We start from the raw sequence: 18,368 nt of genomic DNA, 5'->3' as shown, positions 1-18,368 counted from the left end.
CTAACAGCGCTTTGCGCAGTAAGGCCGTTGGGAAGAGATTGGGAATTGGGAAGAGATTGGGAATCGCGACCGGCTTCAGTGTGCTGGCGTTGAGCGCCGCATTTCTTCTGGGTTCCAGCAGCAATGCCCTGCGTGCCGCCGATTGCGGCAACGTCGCCGGACCTGGGCTTGACTGGAGCGGCTGCAGCAAGACCAATATCATGCTGCAGAGCAGCGACCTTCACGGTGCCAATCTGGCCGGCGCGCATTTCGACAGCACCGATCTCAGCGATACCAATCTGACCTCGGCCAATCTCGAGAAAGCGACTCTGGTGCGTGCCTGGCTGAAGAATGCCAAGGCCGATGGCGCCAACTTCGCAAAGATCGAGGCATATCGCTCCGATTTCAGCAGTGCCTCCGCCAATGGCGCGTCCTTTGCCAATGCCGAATTGCAGCGCGCCGAATTTGCCGGCGCGCAGCTGAAGAACGCCGATTTTCAGAAGGCGGAGCTCGGCCGTGCCGATTTCGACAAGGCCGTGCTGACGGGCGCGAATTTCTCCTTCGCCAATCTCTCGCGCGCCACGTTGAATGGCGCGGTGATGGACGGGTCGACTTCCTTCAGCGGCGCCTTCATGTATCTGACGCGCATCGAGGGTCTTGATCTTTCGAAGGCAAGCGGTCTGCAGCAGGCGCAGATCAATCTAGCGTGCGGGGATAATACGACCATATTGCCGTCCTGGTTGAAAGCGCCGTCCAGCTGGCCTTGCCCGCCCGATGAGAAGGACTGACAGTCTCTTCGTGACAGAACTTCGAAAGAGCAGACACATGTTCGTAGAAAAATCGATCCAACATGGCAGCAAGCCCGAATTCTATCGAGAGCTTGCGGATCAGCTGAAGGCCTTGCTTGATGGTGAGCGCGATGGGATTGCCAATGCGGCCAATACCTCGGCGCTGATCTTCCAGATGCTGCCGGAGCTTAATTGGGCGGGCTTTTATTTCCTTCACAGGGAAGACGAGCTTGTGTTGGGGCCGTTTCAAGGCAAGCCCGCTTGTGTCCGCATTGCCGTCGGTCGCGGCGTCTGCGGAACAGCGGTCGAAAGGGCGCAGTCGGTCCTCGTCGAGGATGTGCATGCCTTTCCCGGGCATATCGCCTGCGATGCGGCCTCGCGGTCGGAGCTGGTCGTGCCGCTCTTTCGCGATGGGAAGGTCTTCGGCGTCATCGATCTCGACAGCCCGCTGCCCGGCCGCTTCGATGGTGACGATCAAGCCGGTATCGAGGCGCTCGCCGCGATTTATGCGGCCTCAAGCGAGGCGAATGGCTAAGCTGCAGGAAGGGCAGGGCGTCACGCAGTCGTGATCGATATGGCAAATCGATCGCGTGATACCTATATTGGCCCTGCAAACACTCCCTCAGCGCTGCTCGAGCTTCATCCGGCCCTCTCCGTGCCCCCAGGACCAGGCCAAGCTCGGAGGGCGTGCCGAGGGGCAAGGAGAACAACAATGGGCAAATACAGCAAGACGGCAGAGGCCATCGCCAAGCTTACCCCTGAGCAGTATCGCGTGACGCAGCAGAGCGGCACGGAACGTCCCGGCTCCGGTGAATATCTCTATAACAAGCAGCCGGGCATCTATGTCGATATCGTCTCGGGCGAGCCGCTTTTTGCTTCCGCCGACAAATTCGATTCCGGCTGCGGCTGGCCGAGCTTCACCAAGCCGATCGAACCCGCCAATGTCAGCGAATTGACCGACATGTCGCATGGCATGGTGCGCGTCGAAGTGCGCTCGGCCAATGGCGACAGCCATCTGGGCCATGTTTTCCCGGATGGTCCGATCGATCGCGGCGGCTTGCGCTATTGCATCAATTCCGCCTCGCTTCGCTTCGTGCCGCGTGACCGCATGGAGGCAGAGGGCTATGGTGCCTATATCGATCAAGTGGAGGATGTAAGATGACAACGGAACGTGCAGTTCTCGCCGGCGGTTGCTTCTGGGGCATGCAGGATCTCATCCGCCGTTACAACGGCGTCATCTCGACGCGCGTCGGCTATAGCGGCGGCGATGTCCGCAACGCCACCTACCGCAACCACGGCACCCATGCCGAGGCGATCGAAATCATTTTCGATCCGCAGAAGATCAGCTATCGCGATCTGCTGGAATTCTTCTTCCAGATCCATGATCCGACCACGCGCAACCGGCAGGGCAACGATGTCGGTTTGAGCTACCGCTCGGCGATCTTCTACACCAGCGAAGAGCAGAAGCAGGTCGCGTTGGATACGATCGCCGATGTCGACGCTTCCGGCCTTTGGCCCGGCAAGGTCGTCACTGAGGTCGCCCCCGTCGGCGATTTCTGGCAGGCAGAGCCGGAGCACCAGGATTATCTGGAGCGCTATCCGAACGGCTATACCTGCCACTTCATCCGGCCGGGCTGGAAACTGCCGCGCCGGCAGGCCGACGCAGCGCAGCGCGCGGCGTCCTGATGAAAGGATCGGCCGGCGCTGGCCGGCTGGACTCCTTCCTTGGCTCATGGGAGGTGAAGCGGCGGATCATCGATCGCTTCAATCGCTCCCTGGTCACATTCGAAGGGCAGGCGTTCGTTACGCCTGTCCAGTTCGAGGAACATGGCGATACGCGAAGCGACCATGCAACGCTGAGAAGCAGCCGCACCTATCGGCTTGACGATGCCGACGACGATCTCGTCGTGCGTTTCCCCAATCTTTCGGAATTCATTCGCATCGGTGAGGGCGCCTCGCAGCGCGTCACCCATCACTGCGGTCCCGATCTTTATCGAGGCCGTCTGTTCTTTCGCACGTCGGATGATTGGGCGGAGATGTGGCATGTGCGCGGGCCCAGAAAAAACTACCTGAGCCTCGCGCACTACCGACGCATTTGATCGGAACCGGTCTCCCGAATGGGAGGCCGCGTTAGCGAGCCTGGCGCCGTGCCCGGACGGCCTTCGCCAAATCTTCCAGCGTGCGCACCGAGGTCGGCCAGTCGATGCAGCCATCCGTGATGCTTTGGCCGTAAACCAAAGGCTTGCCCGGCACGAGATCCTGGCGGCCGGCGACGAGATTGCTCTCCATCATCATGCCTTTGATCCGCCGATCCCCGCCTGCGACCTGCTCCGCGACCGATGTGACGACGAGCGGTTGGTTTTCCGGGTTCTTGCTGCTGTTGGCATGGCTGGCGTCGATGATGATGCGCGGCTCGAGCCCGACCTTGAGGGACTGTTCTGCCGTCGACTGCACGCTCTCGGCGTCATAATTGGGCTCTCTGCCGCCTCGCAGGATGATGTGACAATCCTCGTTGCCGCGGGTCGAGGCGATCGCGGCAAGGCCTTCCTTGGTCACGGCCGGGAAGTGATGCGGTTGCGATGCCGCGACGATTGCGTCGAGCGCGATGCGCACGTCGCCATTCGTGCCGTTCTTGAAGCCGACAGGGCAGGAGAGGCCGGATGCGAGCTGCCGATGCACCTGGCTTTCGGTCGTCCTCGCGCCGATCGCGCCCCAGCTCACGAGATCGGAAATATATTGCGGCGTGATCGTATCGAGATATTCGCAGCCTGCCGGCAGACCGATCTCGTTGACGTCGAACAGCAGCTTGCGGGCGATGCGCAGGCCTTCCTCGATGCGGTAGCTGCCGTCGAGATGCGGGTCGTTGATCAGACCCTTCCAGCCAACCGTCGTACGTGGCTTCTCGAAATAGACGCGCATGATGATTTCGAGATCGTCCGCGAAGCGGTCCCGTTGTTCCCTGAGCAGGGCGGCATACTCGTGGGCAGCAGCCGGATCGTGAATGGAGCAGGGGCCGATCACAACGATCAGCCGGTCGTCTTCGTCGCGCAGGATGTTGTGGACGGCGTTGCGCGCCCCGGTGACGGTCGCTGTCACCGCCTCGTCGCGGGGGATTTCATCGATAATTCGAGATGGCGGCGTCAGCGCCGTGATCTCGACAATGCGCAAGTCGTCAGTGGAATTCAACACGGTATCGGTTCCTTTTGGGGTCATACCGTGGCGACAAAAAAGCCGCCAGGTAGAACTAGCGGCTGTTCGGGTCTTTGCTGTCGTGTCTTTTCTAACTACGCACAGGCCCGTCTCCGCTGAGAGCAGCGGTACGAATAAAATCGTGCGGAATATGCGTGAGCGAAAGACATGGGCTGTCTCTACGATAAAAAATGCCTGGTGTCGATGAGGAAGATTGAGATTTCAGACGGCATGCTGCAGAGCCAGCCTTCAGAAAAAATGACTTACCCCTGTCTCGGAAGGATCGGCCCGACTTCGCTGGAAGTAAGGCCGATCCCCATCCGATCAGGGGTCAAGTCAGATCAGATCTCAGTAAAGTGGTCTTAGAAGCTACGCTGGAAGCGGAGAACGCCAGCCCACTGGTCCTGATTGATGGAGTCCCAGTTGGTGTAGGATACTTCCGGCGTGATCTGCAGGTTCTTGACCGGGTTCCAACGGACGTTCGCGGTGGCTGCGAAAATCTTCGAGTCGGTGTAGGCAACCTGAGCGTTCGCCTGCAGCTTTTCGTTGATCGGAACGGTGAAGCCGCCCCAGACAGCCCAGTCGCCCCAGCCGATGCCCTTGGCAGAGCCAGCGCCGTTGGCGTTTGCATACTTGTTCAGCTTGTCGCCGTCCGTGTTCCAGCCGCCCATCAAGAAGGCCTTGAAGACGCCGAAGTCGGCATCGACGCGAGCCTTGATGGCGCCTTCTTCGACGATGGAGTCATAACCGCCGACGATCTTAAAGCCGAAGTTACCAGCCTTGTAACCAGCACCGGCAACAACGTCCGGAGCGTAGTGGTTGGTGCTGTTTTCGCCGTTTGCACCCGTAGCGCCCGAACCGGAGTTCGAGTCTTCAACCGAGATCACAGCCGTGAAGCCGTTGCCGGCGTCATAGTTATAGGTCAACTGGTTGAGTTCGTACGGGCCATCATTGACCACGTCGTCGTTGATGACATTGCCAGCGTAACCGATGTACGAGTTGTACTGGGAGTCAGCCTTACCGACCAGGAAGCCACCGAGGCTGATGTTTGCGAACAGCAGCTTCGTGGTGGTCGAGCCGCCATCCTGCCAGTCCCAACGGATGACCGTGTTGGTCTTCAGCGGGCCATATTCGGTGTCGGTCGCAGTGTCGAGGCTCAGATGAGCGCGCGTGTGCCAGAGCGTGCCATTGTGGCTGTTCGGGTTGTAGGCGTCGTACCACTTGCCTTCGGTACGGACATAACCGCCGATCTTGAGGCAGGTTTCCGTACCCGGGATGAAGAAGTAGCCAGCGCCATATGCGTCGCAGATGCGAACGTATTCCAGCGGTTCCGGCTCGGCAGCAACGATAGCGTCGGCTGCCTGAGCGCCAGAAACTACTGCCAGGGCAGCAGCGGAGCCGAGAAGAAGGCTCTTGATGTTCATAAAAACTCCAATCCAATATAGATTGGGCATAGGCAATCGCGCCGAAAAATCGACGTGCCTTAACCCTATCCCTGTTTAAAAACCCCGACTCGGGAGAAACGGGCCCCACCCGCTTCTGGTCGCTATTAAAGACGAATTCCTGCAAAGTTATATGATATATTTTTCTCGGGATGACTTTTTCGTGAAATTTAAGTTCGAGTTGCAAGAAAGCAACAGGCGCAAACAAAATGATAAGTTCTGCATAATATTGGCTACGCAATAGTCATTTTAAGATAGAATGTGGTACCTTATCTTATTCGAATATTATTTGATAATATTTATTGCGGCGTGCTCGGCCAAATGCAGTTGCCCATTTGGTGGCTACACCACGTCATCGCCCTCTCGCGGCAGCCAAGGGGTCTATTCAGGCCATCGCCAGCTCTTCCGGTCGGTTAGTATGAGACTGGTCGCTTCGAGGCTGAGACGATGAGTTTGCTTAATATAGAGCCGATCATGATGCCCCAGAGCCCGCTGGTCATGCCGACGATGATGTCGAGCGGCGAACCGTAATTGCCGCTTGCCAACAGATGCGAAAGGGAAAGCGCCAGCACGCTGCCGATCATCAGGAGACAAGTGAAGGAGGGAGACTGCGGGTAGGCGAGGCGGGCAAGCATGCCTGCTACGCAGAGCGCAAGGGCGCGAAAGATGTCAAACGGATTGCCGAATGTGGCCTGCCAATTGAGATGAGCAAGCGTTACGCCGATAAGCGCCGCAATATAGGTCCAGGCAATAATCTTCAAAAACCGGTCTGATATCATGGGGATATGATATAGCAGCGGCGAATATAAACGCCAGCCTGACGCCGCTGCGAAGATCGTTGGCGCACGAATCTAGCGCGCACATTTTATGTGGTTTCGAAATATTCTGTTGCGGCGCGGTAAGGTTTTCGGCCGTGTTTGGCCTTCGATTCGCCTTCTTGCTGTGCCGCCGTCAGTGAGTGGACTGGCCGCGTTACCTTTCCGGCCAGTCATCAATGCTGCTTAAGCTTTCGATACGCGAAGCGCATCTTCATCCTCGTCCAATTGCTCTTCATCGTCTGCGGCAACGGTTGATGATGAACGGCCGAGGAAGGAAAAGACGACGATCGCCGTCAGGACAGTGATGGCAGTCAGAAGCCAGAGGAGCGCGCCGAAGGCGTTGCCATAACCCAGAATAAGCGTGTCATGCCCGATTGCCGGCACAGTCGATGCCGCGGCGGTCAGATTGCCTGTTACGAGCTGCTGGGCAGCCATAGCGGCGTGCTCGCCAGCGGATACGCCGAGATTCGATTGAATGAAGGCGGAGAGGATGGCGCTGACGACGGCAAGCGCCACCCCTTCGCCGGCGACGCGGGTGGTGCTGAAGATGCCGGTCGCCATGCCGGCTCGCTCCTTGGGGACGACGCTGACGGCAAGCCCGTCCATCAGGCCCCAGGGCAAGCTGATGCCGACCCCGATCGTCAGCAGCGGGCCGATGAGAGCGGATGGGGCCGAGCCGGCGGCAAAATGGCTAAGCCAGAAAAGGCCCGTCGCCGAGATGATGAGACCGGCGCCGCAGATCGTTGCGGGGCTGAACCAGCGGGTGAGGAGCCCGGCGACGATCGGCAGGATGAGCAGCGGCGCCGAAAGCGCGACCATCATCCGCCCGGCGGCGATCTCGCTCATGCCTTCGATGCCGACGAAACGCACGGGCAGCAAGATCAGCAAAACGACAAAGGCATAGGCGGGTGCCGCCGCCAGAAGCTGCACGCCGACGAAACGCGGATAGCGAAACAGGCTGAGATCCAGCATGGGTCGCTTCACGACGCGCTCGATGATAGCGAAGGCAAGAAAGAGCAGTGCGGCGCCGACCAGCAGGGCGATGACGAGCGGATCACTCCAGCCGGTTTCCGGCGCGCGCAGAACGCCATAGGTGAAGAGCGTCAAGGCAAGTGTAAAGCTCAGGGCGCCCGGCCAATCTAGCCCCGCCGCATCGGGATCTTTGGATTCGCGCAGGAAACAGGCGCCGAGGCCAAGTGCGAGCAATGCCAGCGCAACCACGAGGATGAAGATGGAGGGCCAGCCGAAGGCATCGATCATCAGACCGGAGGCGATCGGCCCGAAGGCGAGACCTACGCCGAAGCTGGAGCCGACGATGCTGAAGGCACGCATCCTTGCCGCCCCGTCGAACTCCTGAGCCAGCGAGGCCATGCCACCGGAAAAGGCGGCCGCAGCGCCGAGGCCCTGCAGTGCCCTCAGTATATCGAACCAGACGATGTTGTTGGCCAGCGCCAATCCGGCTGAGAACAGCGCGAAGCAACCGACGCCGGTCAGAAAGATGCGCCGGCGGCCAAAGCTGTCAGCCAGCGCGCCCGAGGCCATCAGGCAACTGCCGAAGGTCAGCATGAAGGCGTTGGTGACCCAGTTGAGCGCGATCGGGCTGCCGCCGAGCATGCGGCTGATGGCCGGCAGGGCGACGGCTGGGCCGGTGAATGTTAGCGGCATCGCCGCTGCAGCGCAGCAGACGGCGACAAGGACGAAGAATTTCTCGGTCGGACTTGCGACCTTTGTCTGGGGAGAGGTCATCGGATTACCGTTGGGTTTGAGCAAGGAAGGAAGCGGCAGGCAATCCTGGGAGTGATGTTGGCCAAAGGCCCGCGCCTGCGCTTCAAATGACCGCACCAAGATATATTCGCTGCAATCACATGATAATTGCGCTATTTTTCCATATATACCGGAATAAAACTCTCGAATGGAGCGCGCCCATGGATCGTTTAAGCGGATTGACAGCCTTCGTTCGTACCGCGGATCTCGGCAGCTTTGCCGCTGCCGGACGCGTGCTCGGCCTTTCGGCCTCCGCTGTCGGCAAGGCGGTCAGCAATCTGGAGCATCAGCTTGGCGTCCGGTTGCTGCAGCGTTCCACGCGCAGCATTCGATTGACCGAGGAAGGGCGGCTCTTTCACGAGCGTTGCCGGCGCGTGCTTGACGATCTCGACGATGCGCAAGCCTCGCTTGCGCAGGCGGTCGCCGTTCCGCGCGGGCGGTTGCGCGTCAGCGTTCCCATCGTCAGCTATCACTTCCTCTTGCCCGTCGTGCCGGAATTCGTTGCTCGATATCCCGAGGTCGAGCTCGACATCGATTTCAACGACCGTATCGTCGATATGATCGAGGAGGGGGTCGATGTCGCGATCCGCAGCGGCGATCTGCCGGATTCGCGGCTGATATCGCGCACCTTGCGCCCGTTTCAGATGTTGCTCTGCGCCGCGCCCAGCTATCTCGAACGCTTCGGCATTCCCGGTTGCCCGCGTGATCTCAACGAGCATCTGGCCGTCAGGTTTCGTTTCCCGAATAGCGGCAAGCTGCAGGATTGGCCATTGAAAATGCCCGAGAGCGAGGCGGATCTTCGAATGCGAACGGCTTTCTCCTGCAACAATATGGAAGCGGTGCGCGGCGCGACCGTCGCCGGCCTTGGCATCGGCTGCATGCCGGATTTCCTCGTGCGCAGCACGCTTGCGGAAGGAAAGCTCAGAACGGTTCTCGACGATTTCATCGATGAACCCGGCCATTTCCATCTGCTCTGGCCATCCAACCGCCATATGTCGCCCAAGGTCCGCGTTTTCGTCGATTTTCTGAGCGAGAGGCTGTTCGCGAAAAGCTGCGATGTCTTGCCGGCGACCACTGCCGCTTAGGACAGAAGCTTTGGGGCCGGCTCGAATACCCTCTGTTGGTCATAATGATAATTTCCAGAATCGCCTAAGAGACAGTTGTCGCGGGAGTTCGATTTTGCGACGGTGTTGGCTTCATATGCAGACCTGCCGCAGCAATCCGCAGTTCCCAACCGCCAAAATTTGGAAACCCCAATGAGCCGCTTCTGGAGCCCGATTGTTCATTCCTTGACCCCCTATGTCGCCGGCGAGCAGCCGACGACCGGCGGAATAACCAAGCTCAATACCAATGAGAGCCCTTACGGTCCTTCGCCGCTTGCCCTGGAGGCGATCTCTAAGGCTACATCCGATACGCTTCGGCTCTATCCGGATCCGACGGCGCAGGAGCTGCGCATCGCAATTGCCGAAAGCTTCGGGCTCGACAAGGACGAGGTCTTCGTCGGCAATGGATCGGACGAGGTTTTGGCCCATACGTTCCAGGCGCTGCTGAACCATGAGGAACCGCTGCTTTTCCCCGATATTACCTATAGCTTCTACCCCACCTATTGCCGCCTCTATGGGATCGAATTCCGGCAGATTCCGGTCGATATCGAAATGCGCGTCCGCATTGACGATTATCGCCAGCCCTGCGGCGCAATCATTCTGCCCAATCCCAATGCACCCACGGGGATCGGCCTGCCTCTGGCTGATATCGAAACCCTTCTCCGGGATCATCCCGATCAGGTCGTTGTTATCGACGAAGCCTATGTCGATTTCGGCGGCGAGAGCGCGGTTCCACTCGTCCGCACATATCCAAACCTCGTGGTAATCCAGACCCTCTCGAAGTCGCGCGGGCTTGCCGGCTTGCGTGTCGGTTTCGCCGTCGGACAACGGCCGCTAATCGACGCTTTGGAAAGGGTCAAAGACAGCTTCAATTCCTTTCCTCTCGACCGGCTCGCGCAGGCAGGTGCGGTAGCGGCCTGGAAAGATCGCGACTGGTTCGAACGCCATCGCGCCATGATCATCGCCAGCCGGGAACGGCTGGCCGTTGAGCTCGGGGAGCTGGGCTTTCACGTCCTGCCGTCATCCACCAATTTTCTGTTCGCGCGACATCCGAGCCGGCCAGGTGCGGAACTGGCGGCAGAGCTGCGAAGCAGGAACATTCTGGTAAGACGGTTTTCCGGCGAGCGTATCGGCGACTTCCTGCGCATCAGCATCGGTACGGATGAGGAGTGCGACCGGCTGGTGACGGAGCTCGGCGACATTTTGCAGTGAGCTAACGGCCCCGGACGGTCACTTTGAGGCAGTATGCCAGAAGGGCCGATTACCTCAGTCAAACCGAACCGCGGTGGTGTTGGCGCCACAAAGCAGCACAGCCACCCGCTCGTCCGGGACGGGGACATATTTGCCGGCAAGTAGTGCGGCAAAGGCCGTCGCGCCGCCTGGTTCGGCGACAATCCGCAGCCGATCCCACAAAACCTGTTGCCCCAGCCGGATTTCGTCGTCGGATACGAGCACGGGGCGCTGCACATAGGCTTGTGCAATCGGAAACATGATGTCTCCGACACGCTTCGGCGCAAGTGAATCGGCGGCAATGCTGCCTGCCGGCGCATCGACAGGTTTACCGGCCTCGAAGGCCTTCCAGAGTGTCGGCGCCCCATCTGGTTCGACAGCGACGACTCGGACGCGACCCCGGAACCATGCGGCAATGCCGCCGATCAGTCCACCGCCGCCGACAGCGATCAGCAGCGTGTCGATATCGGGAATGTCAGCCTCGATCTCAAGCCCGGTGGTTCCTTGTCCCAGCAAGGTCTCCGGCTGGTCAAAGGCATGGATCGCCATCGCACCGCGTTCCTCGACCCATTGCTGGCTGGCCGCCAGTGCATCGGCATAGCGCTCGCCGCCGATTACGAGGTTGGCTCCGTAGCCGCGGATACGCTCGGCCTTGGCTGGCGACGTCACGCTCGGCACGAAGATCGTCGCCGGAATGCCCAGCCGCATGGCGGCGTAGGCGACTGCCGCGCCGTGATTGCCACCGGAGGCGGCAACGACGCCGGCTTTCGGCACCTCTCTGCCGAGCAGGCTCGAAAAGGCGCCACGTGCTTTGAACGTGCCGGAATGCTGCAGAAACTCGAGCTTGAAATCGACGGAGCCGGAAGCAAGGCCGAAGTCCGCCAAATCCGCCCGCAGAACCGGCGTGTGGCGGATATGCGGGCGGATGCGCTTTTCGGTTTGTGCGATGCGCTCGGGGGTGATCGTTGTGTCGGCAAGCATAGGCATCTCGTAGGCAGAGGTTGACAAGTATTTTGTTACTTAGCAAACTGACGAAATGCAAGAGGTCGATCTCATCAAGGCTTTGGCGAACGAACGCCGCATCAGGATTCTCAGGTGGCTGAGGGAGCCCCGGGCTCATTTCCCACCACAGATAGATGGTGATCTGGTCGAGGATGGCGTCTGCGCACTTCTCATCGCCGAGAAACTGGAGATCTCACAGGCAACGTTGAGCGAGCACATGCGCATTCTGGTGCAAGCCGGTCTCGTTCGACCTAAGCGAATCAAGCAGTGGATTTTTTACAAGCGCGATGAAGATCGTATGGCACTGCTGGCTGCGCTCGTTGCGGACCTTTAGGCGCATCACTGCGCTGCTGGCCTAACGGGCGTCTCCAAGCGAAAATGGCGTAGTGAGCTGGAACCGGCTCATGGACAAGAAATCGGGGGAAGACCTATTGCAGGATCAAACCTCGTTTTATGGCAGCCGCCAAGCCTTGAGGGTTTTCCCAAGCCATCGAGTGCCCCGCCCGATCGACCATTTCCACACCGATTCCGTGTCTTGGCAGAGCTTCCCAATCCGGATCGGGCAGCGAGTTTTCGCCGAAGATCACCGTCCTTGGCATGGGCAATTGATATAATTGTTCGCGCCAGGTCGGAGAATCGCCCAGGACCAGGGAAGATGCGGAACGATGAACGGCGTAGGGCGATGATATCGATAGAGATGCACCCCAGATGTCGTTTCCGTCCGTCATGCAGGTCCGAATGAGGTCAGCATGGCCATGTGCCAGATAGTCGGCCTCGCTCATCTCGGCAATCTTGCGGCTAAAGAAGCCGCCTCCCGAATCGAGATTGGGTTCGCTCAACACAAGATGCCGCACGCACTCACGCAGAAGATGAGCGACCTTGATGGCGACGGCGCCGCCCATGCTGTGGCCGAAAAGATCGGCGGACTCTAGCTTCGAGCCGCGGATAAATTCGACGATCGTTTGAGCGTGATCGGTAATGCCGTATCCGAAATCGGCAGGGTGGTCGCTGAAACCTGACCCCGGCAAATCGATCAGCAATAATCTCCGTCCTGACAGGGCCGGATTTGCCGCAACCGTGGGATAGTCGCACGAAGATGCGCATCCGAGACCGTGGATGAAGAGCAACGGCGGCTCATCCTCTGGTCCCGGTATGTCATGAAATCTTATGGCGCCTTGTGCCGTTCCTGATTGGAAAGTTTTCACGCTACGACCCGATAATTGTTGTTTCGCATAATCGAGTTGCGTCTCATCCAGACATGGGCGCAACCTTGCTGCCGGCACGAGCGCCCGTAGGGGTCAGTCAGCTTCTGACTGGCGGCAAATCTTTTGACAGAGCCGCCGATCAGTGAGCCGGAGGTTGAGCGATCAAATGTCGCTTGCCGCGTTCGCCCAGATTTCAGCGGCTTGTGCGGCGGTGACGCGGCGCACGTCCGTTTCATCGCGGCGGCTCGCGAAGAGTTCGCTTGCCATGATCTGCTCGGCGAGGTCGGCCGGCAGCGACAGGAGAACACGCTGTCCTTCCTTGTGGATGCCACCAACGTCCGAGCGCTTGCCGGTGATCATGCCGCCGGCGACCGTATTGTTGCTTTCGGGATCGATCAGGATGAAGGAGCCCGTCGAACGGTTCTGCTCGTAGGGGTCGAAGATGGCGCTCTCGTCGAAGGTCAGGCGAACCTTGCCGATGGCGTTCATCCACAGCGCCTGCGCCGGAGCCCAGGCGCCGGTCTTCAGCTCGAGCTGGGCGATCGGCTGCACTTGCACACGCTGACGGCGGCTGCCGCTCTTCAGCCAATAGCGCTTGCCGGGTTCGATGCCTTCCGGCTGTAGTGCTACGATCTGGGCATCGAAGGAAAGGCCCGTCTGCGGCTGGCTGTCGATGGCGACGATCATGTCGCCGCGCGATACGTCCACCTGGCGGTCAAGAACGAGGGTGATGGCATCGCCCGCAACCGCCGCGTTGCGCACGAGATCGAAGGTGACGATCTTCGAGACATTGGCGACCATGCCCGAGGGCAGGATCATGACGCTGTCACCCGGCTTCACCGAACCGCCGGCGACCGTGCCCTGATAGCCGCGGAAGCTTTCGCCGGGGCGGGAGACGCGCTGCACCGAAAGGCGGAAGCCGACCGTCTGCGCCGAGCGAACAGTCGCTAGTTCCAGCGTTTCGACCAGCGTCGGGCCGGTGTACCACGGCATGGCGGCTTGGCCGGAATAGACGACGTTTTCACCCTTCAGCGCCGACATCGGGATGGCGGTGATCTGCTTGACGCCGAGCGACAAGGCAAACTCGCGGAAGTCGTTGGAAATCTTCTCGAAGCCGGCGCGGTCGTAATTCGTCAGGTCGATCTTGTTGACGGCGAGCACGAACTGCTTGATGCCGAGCAGCGAGGCGATCGTCGCGTGGCGGCGGGTCTGTTCGAGGATGCCCATACGCGCATCGACCAGCAGGACGGCGAGATCGGCGGTCGAGGCGCCGGTTGCCATGTTGCGGGTGTACTGCTCGTGGCCGGGCGTGTCGGCAACGATGAAGGAGCGCTTGTCAGTCGAGAAATAGCGATAGGCGACATCGATGGTGATGCCCTGTTCGCGCTCAGCCTGCAGGCCGTCGAGCAGCAATGCGAAATCGGGCAGGCCGAGATCGTTCTGCTTGCCGGTGGAATCGCGCTGGAGCGTGGCGGCCTGGTCTTCCTTGACTGCCTTGGTATCCCAAAGGAGACGGCCGATCAGCGTGGACTTGCCGTCATCGACGCTGCCGCAGGTAATCAGGCGAAGCGGGCGCGAATCGCGAAGAGCCTTGGCCGGTTCGGCGGCAGACCCAACAGCAGGCCCAACAACAGGCATCGTGACGACATTGGCGTTTGCGGTCATCTCAGAAATATCCTTCACGCTTCTTCTTTTCCATGGAGCCGGACTGGTCGCGGTCGATAGCGCGGCCCTGCCGTTCGGAAACCGTGGCGATTTCCAGCTCTGCAATAATGTCTTCCAGTGTCGTCGCAGTGGAACGGATGGCCCCGGTCAGTGGGAAGCAGCCGAGGGTGCGGAAGCGGATCACTTCCTCACGCTTGGTTTCGCCCGGCAGCAGCTCGAGCCTTGGATCTGCTGCCATGATCATCATGCCGTCGCGCTCGACGATCGGGCGCTTGGCCGCGAAATAGAGCGGCACGATCGGGATTTCCTCGGCCTGGATGTAGCGCCAGATATCCACTTCGGTCCAGTTGGAGAGCGGGAAGACTCGGACGCTTTCGCCCTTGCGGATCTGGCCGTTATAGATGTTCCAGAGTTCCGGGCGCTGGTTGCGCGGATCCCAGCGATGGTCCGGCGTGCGGAAGGAATAGATGCGCTCCTTGGCGCGCGAGGCTTCCTCGTCGCGGCGAGCACCGCCGAAAGCGGCGTCGAACTGGCCGGCATCGAGCGCATGGCGCAGTGCTTCTGTCTTCATGATGTCGGTATAGCGGGCCGAGCCATAGGTGAAGGGCGTGATATTCTCAGCCTTGCCGCGCGGATTGATGTGCTCGATGAGATCGAGATCGTACTTCTTCACGATCTCGTCGCGGAAGGTGATCATCTCGGCGAATTTCCAGCCGGTGTTCACATGCAGGAGCGGGAAGGGGACGCGGCCGGGATAAAAGGCCTTGCGCGCCAGATGCAGCAGCACCGACGAATCCTTGCCGATCGAATAGAGCATGACGGGACGCTCGAACTCGGCCGCCACCTCACGGAAGATATGAATCGCTTCGTTTTCGAGCGCCTTCAGATGGGGATCGAGGGGCGGCTTGACGCTTTGCGGATGGGAGATTTCCGTATCCGGACGGCTATCGGGCATTGATGACTCCAGAACTTTCAAATGTCCCGACCGAAACTTGGTCGGAAAGAATGGATGCGTTGGTTCCCAGTTGAACAGCGGCGTAGGAAACGCGCTTCGGATCGATGCCGGGAGCCGGCGGGTGTCTTATTGTGCTGTTGCGGCAGCGCCTTCTTCGTGGACATGCAGGCCGCATTCGCGCTTCTCATCGTTTTCCCACCACCAGCGGCCGGCCCGCTCGGGCTCGCCCGGCTTGATGGCACGGGTGCAGGGCTCGCAGCCGATTGAGGGGTAGCCGCGTGCATGCAGCGGGTTCACCGGCACGCTGTTGTCGGCGACATAGGCTCGGATCGCGTCGATATCCCAGTCTGCGAGCGGGTTGATCTTGACCAGGTTGCGCTCGGGGTCGAATTCGGCGAAGGGCGTATCGGCGCGGTTGGCGGACTGGCCGCGGCGCAGGCCGGTAATCCAGATGCTGGCGCCCGAAAGTGCTCGCGCAAGCGGCTTCAACTTGCGCACGCCGCAACAGGCATGCCTGGCTTCGATGCTCTCGTAGAAACCGTTCAGACCGTATTTTTCCGCATAGGCGTCGATATCGGCCTGTTCCGGCTCGTAGCGGACGATCTTGATATCGTATTGGCTTTCCGTCTCGTCGATCAGGGCGAGCGTTTCCGGGAAGAGGCGGCCGGTCTGCAGGGTCGCCACTTCGATCGGCAGGCGGTGATTGCCGATCTCCGCTGTGATCACCTGATCTTCGATCCCGAGCGACGTCGTAAACACGGCACGGCCACCGAGGCCGGCCACGAGAGACAGACGGCCGGCAAGATCGAGCGATGCAAGCTGGCTGTTGAGCGTCGCGGCATCTTCAATAAGGGTAATGGCAGTCATGGGGATCCTGTCCTGATGTTGCCGGGAGTATCGCAGTTCGCAACGGCAGCGGACAGAAAAATAGATTTCGAAAGGGAGCGGCTGGAGAGTAAATATCTCCATGAAGCAGCGCCGATAAGGAAAAGCGACCGCCTCGGCTGTTAACCAAGGCGTTTTGCCGCGGGAAGCGGCCCTTCGGAAGCACTCGATATGGCTGACCATGTTTAAGTGCTTGCTTTAATGTCTATAGAAATAGTAGAGTTACACATAGCTTGTCAAATGGAAATCGGAAGTGATGCCCAAAATGATGCACTGCGGTGGATTTTGCGCTAAACTATGGGCATAGCGACGAAGAATGACAACAAGTCTGGGTTGCTAACGTTTCCTGGCCGTGCGCCAAGGGTGTGAGTGCTTCGAAATTGCCCCGGGGACGAGGGCTGAGGAGTTCTATAGCGGACCGGTCGAATCGCTCGACCGGACGTATCGCATGTGTGTGTGAAGCGGTTCGAAATGATTACTCAGAAAGCAAAATATGCGCTGCGGGCGCTATCTGCCTTGGCCCAATCCGAGGCGGGTGAGCCGATGATGATTTCCGACATCGCTGCCCAGCAAAAGATCCCGAAGAAATTCCTCGAACAGATCCTTCTCGACCTGAAGCATCAGGGCATTGTCATCAGCCGTCGCGGCAAGCAGGGTGGTTATCTCCTGCGCAAGCCGGCGGACGAGATCACCTTCGGCGAAATCCTGCGGGTCATCGACGGGCCGCTGGCGCCGCTACCCTGTCTCTCGCTCACCGCCTATCGTCGCTGCGACGACTGCGACGGTGAGCAGAATTGCGAGATCCGCCACGTCTTTGCCCGGGTGGCGGATGCGACCCGCAAGGTTCTCTTCTCGACGACCATAGCCGATGCCATCGCTCAGCCTGATGGCGCGGAAGTCGCCAGGTTGATGGCTTAGATAGGTCAAGGCCGGGAAAGGCCTACCATGTGCCTTTCTCCGGCATCGGCAGAGCTTCGGCATTCAGTGGGTGGCGTGTTCCTCGCCACCTTCCTTTTCCATGGCACGCCGGGCGCGGATTGCTGCTGCGATGAAGACGCGGGACAGCCCATGATACAAGGGCTCGCGCGACAGTAGCCGCGAGGTCACATAGCCGATCATCGATACAGCCATGATCGGGATGACGGCCTGGTGATCGCCCGTCATTTCCAGGATGATGACGAAGGCCGTCATCGGCGCCTGCACCACGCCGGCGAAATAGCCGGCCATGCCGAGGATCGCCGCAAGCGCCACGCCGCCGCCGACCAGTGTACCGACCGTGCTGCCGAAGCCGGCACCAACGGCAAGTGAGGGGGCGAAGATGCCGCCGGGAATGCCTGATATCATCGACAGGAAGCTTGCCAGCAGCTTCTCGACAAAGAAAAGCAGGGGCAGGGCGTGTCCTTCCACCGCGCCGCGGGCTTGCTCGTAACCGGTGCCGAAGGTTTGGCCGCCGGAAAGCACGCCGACGGCGGCAACGACAAGGCCACAGAGGCCGGCAAGGATCAGCATGCGTTTCAGCGGCTGTGGTTGTGCCCAGCGACGGATGCGAATGCCGGCATAAAGCGCCAATCCGCTGAAGGTGGCGCCGAGCGCACCACCGCCGACACCGCAGATCAGCATGACGATCCAGTCCCGAAACATCGTCGGCGCGGCGTCGGCCGTGCCGAAATAATTGTAGCTGCCGGAGAGGCCGAGTGCGGCAAGGCCGGAAAGAATAACGGCGGTCAGAACCAGACCGTTGGCGCGCGACTCATAGGTGCGGCTCATTTCCTCGATGGCAAAGACGATACCGGCAAGCGGCGTGTTGAAGGCGGCGGCGATGCCGGCGGCGGAGCCGGCAAGGATAAGCCCCTTGGCCTGCGCCATGCCGCCGAAGCGGGCAACGGCCAGCATGAAGGACGCGCCAACCTGCACCGTCGGCCCCTCGCGGCCGATCGAGGCTCCGCTTAGAAGCCCCAATATTGTCAGCACGATCTTGCCGAAAGCCAGCCTGAGCGAGAGCAGCTTTGTTCGATCCTCTTCATGATGCAGGTGTCGCGCGGCAATCGCCTGCGGAATGCCGCTCCCTTGCGAATTGGGAAACAGCGTCGCAGCCAGATACGCCGACAGGACGAAACCGAGCGGCGTCAAAATCAGCGGCAGCAGCCACATCCACTCACCCGATTGCGTCACGCCGGTAAAAGCCCGCTGCGCCACATCGGCGAGCTTGGCAAAGCCGACACTAATGACGCCGATAGCCAGAGCGCCCGTCCAGAACACCAGACGCGGTCGCCAGAGATTGAACGAGCCCCAGATGACGCGGGAACGGCGGAGCAGCTTGGACTTGCGATAGATAGGGGGCAT

19 protein-coding genes are annotated in these 18,368 nt (G+C 60.1%); 9 read left to right on the top strand and 10 right to left on the bottom strand.

The features are described 5' to 3' along the window. Positions 1–62 precede the first annotated feature (62 nt). The 5 genes from JJQ51_RS05275 to JJQ51_RS05255 all read left to right on the top strand — a co-directional run bounded on the left by JJQ51_RS05275 (position 63) and on the right by JJQ51_RS05255 (position 2,866). Complete coding sequence (locus tag JJQ51_RS05275) at positions 63–767, top strand: pentapeptide repeat-containing protein (protein WP_371864909.1); 705 nt, start codon at positions 63–65, stop codon at positions 765–767. Positions 768–804: 37 nt separating this feature from the next. Then, entirely contained in the window at positions 805–1,302 is a 498-nt protein-coding gene (locus tag JJQ51_RS05270) for a GAF domain-containing protein (RefSeq protein ID WP_113353944.1), read from the top strand. Positions 1,303–1,479: 177 nt separating this feature from the next. Then, on the top strand, positions 1,480–1,929 hold the full coding sequence (gene msrB / locus JJQ51_RS05265; protein WP_069613810.1) for a peptide-methionine (R)-S-oxide reductase MsrB: 450 nt from the start codon (positions 1,480–1,482) through the stop codon (positions 1,927–1,929). Then, the gene (gene msrA, locus JJQ51_RS05260; RefSeq protein WP_113331928.1) at positions 1,926–2,453 is read left to right on the top strand and encodes a peptide-methionine (S)-S-oxide reductase MsrA; all 528 of its coding nucleotides are present in this window, start codon (positions 1,926–1,928) and stop codon (positions 2,451–2,453) included. Before msrB ends, msrA begins: the two co-directional genes overlap by 4 nt. Next, complete coding sequence (locus JJQ51_RS05255; protein WP_113331927.1) at positions 2,453–2,866, top strand: DUF6314 family protein; 414 nt, start codon at positions 2,453–2,455, stop codon at positions 2,864–2,866. The genes msrA and JJQ51_RS05255 overlap by 1 nt, the downstream gene beginning before the upstream one ends. A gap of 31 nt (positions 2,867–2,897) precedes the next feature. On the opposite strand, the gene JJQ51_RS05250 is transcribed toward JJQ51_RS05255, so the two are convergent. The 4 genes from JJQ51_RS05250 to JJQ51_RS05235 all read right to left on the bottom strand — a co-directional run bounded on the left by JJQ51_RS05250 (position 2,898) and on the right by JJQ51_RS05235 (position 7,962). Further along, positions 2,898–3,980, bottom strand: a complete 1,083-nt coding sequence (locus JJQ51_RS05250) for a 3-deoxy-7-phosphoheptulonate synthase (protein ID WP_173002495.1) — start codon at positions 3,978–3,980, stop codon at positions 2,898–2,900. Between the two features lie 338 nt (positions 3,981–4,318). Next, a complete protein-coding gene (locus tag JJQ51_RS05245) occupies positions 4,319–5,380 on the bottom strand; it encodes a porin (protein WP_113331924.1) in 1,062 nt (353 codons plus the stop codon). A gap of 431 nt (positions 5,381–5,811) precedes the next feature. Further along, on the bottom strand, positions 5,812–6,159 hold the full coding sequence (locus tag JJQ51_RS05240) for a hypothetical protein (protein ID WP_113331984.1): 348 nt from the start codon (positions 6,157–6,159) through the stop codon (positions 5,812–5,814). Between the two features lie 240 nt (positions 6,160–6,399). Beyond that, the gene (locus tag JJQ51_RS05235; protein WP_152095978.1) at positions 6,400–7,962 is read right to left on the bottom strand and encodes an MFS transporter; all 1,563 of its coding nucleotides are present in this window, start codon (positions 7,960–7,962) and stop codon (positions 6,400–6,402) included. Between the two features lie 179 nt (positions 7,963–8,141). Between JJQ51_RS05235 and JJQ51_RS05230 the strand changes: the two genes are divergently transcribed. Then, positions 8,142–9,065, top strand: a complete 924-nt coding sequence (locus JJQ51_RS05230) for a LysR family transcriptional regulator (protein WP_113331923.1) — start codon at positions 8,142–8,144, stop codon at positions 9,063–9,065. Positions 9,066–9,236: 171 nt separating this feature from the next. After that, positions 9,237–10,295, top strand: coding sequence for a histidinol-phosphate transaminase (gene hisC, locus JJQ51_RS05225; RefSeq protein ID WP_269244401.1), 1,059 nt, complete (start codon positions 9,237–9,239; stop codon positions 10,293–10,295). 54 nt (positions 10,296–10,349) lie between these two features. On the opposite strand, the gene JJQ51_RS05220 is transcribed toward hisC, so the two are convergent. Then, entirely contained in the window at positions 10,350–11,294 is a 945-nt protein-coding gene (locus JJQ51_RS05220) for a threonine/serine dehydratase (protein WP_152093577.1), read from the bottom strand. 55 nt (positions 11,295–11,349) lie between these two features. Between JJQ51_RS05220 and JJQ51_RS05215 the strand changes: the two genes are divergently transcribed. Continuing rightward, on the top strand, positions 11,350–11,649 hold the full coding sequence (locus JJQ51_RS05215) for an ArsR/SmtB family transcription factor (RefSeq protein WP_113331920.1): 300 nt from the start codon (positions 11,350–11,352) through the stop codon (positions 11,647–11,649). Positions 11,650–11,743: 94 nt separating this feature from the next. Here the strand turns inward: JJQ51_RS05215 and JJQ51_RS05210 are convergent, their stop codons facing one another. From JJQ51_RS05210 to JJQ51_RS05195, 4 genes are all read right to left on the bottom strand, one after another. Continuing rightward, positions 11,744–12,520 (bottom strand): alpha/beta fold hydrolase, encoded by a 777-nt coding sequence (locus JJQ51_RS05210; protein ID WP_113331919.1) that lies wholly within the window; start codon positions 12,518–12,520, stop codon positions 11,744–11,746. A gap of 162 nt (positions 12,521–12,682) precedes the next feature. Further along, positions 12,683–14,185 (bottom strand): sulfate adenylyltransferase subunit CysN, encoded by a 1,503-nt coding sequence (gene cysN / locus JJQ51_RS05205; RefSeq protein WP_113331918.1) that lies wholly within the window; start codon positions 14,183–14,185, stop codon positions 12,683–12,685. A gap of 1 nt (position 14,186) precedes the next feature. Beyond that, positions 14,187–15,140, bottom strand: coding sequence for a sulfate adenylyltransferase subunit CysD (gene cysD, locus JJQ51_RS05200; protein WP_113331917.1), 954 nt, complete (start codon positions 15,138–15,140; stop codon positions 14,187–14,189). A gap of 126 nt (positions 15,141–15,266) precedes the next feature. Further along, positions 15,267–16,007, bottom strand: coding sequence for a phosphoadenylyl-sulfate reductase (locus JJQ51_RS05195; protein WP_152095980.1), 741 nt, complete (start codon positions 16,005–16,007; stop codon positions 15,267–15,269). A 489-nt stretch (positions 16,008–16,496) separates the two neighbouring features. Between JJQ51_RS05195 and JJQ51_RS05190 the strand changes: the two genes are divergently transcribed. After that, entirely contained in the window at positions 16,497–16,943 is a 447-nt protein-coding gene (locus JJQ51_RS05190) for an RrF2 family transcriptional regulator (RefSeq protein ID WP_069613821.1), read from the top strand. 63 nt (positions 16,944–17,006) lie between these two features. Here JJQ51_RS05190 and JJQ51_RS05185 read toward each other — a convergent pair whose 3' ends face one another. Next, a complete protein-coding gene (locus tag JJQ51_RS05185; protein ID WP_269244400.1) occupies positions 17,007–18,368 on the bottom strand; it encodes a chloride channel protein in 1,362 nt (453 codons plus the stop codon).

Origin of the sequence: Rhizobium sp. AG207R, from assembly GCF_027109195.1 — a bacterium.
Lineage (GTDB): Bacteria > Pseudomonadota > Alphaproteobacteria > Rhizobiales > Rhizobiaceae > Rhizobium > Rhizobium dioscoreae.
This window is presented reverse-complemented; position numbering and strand designations above follow the sequence as displayed.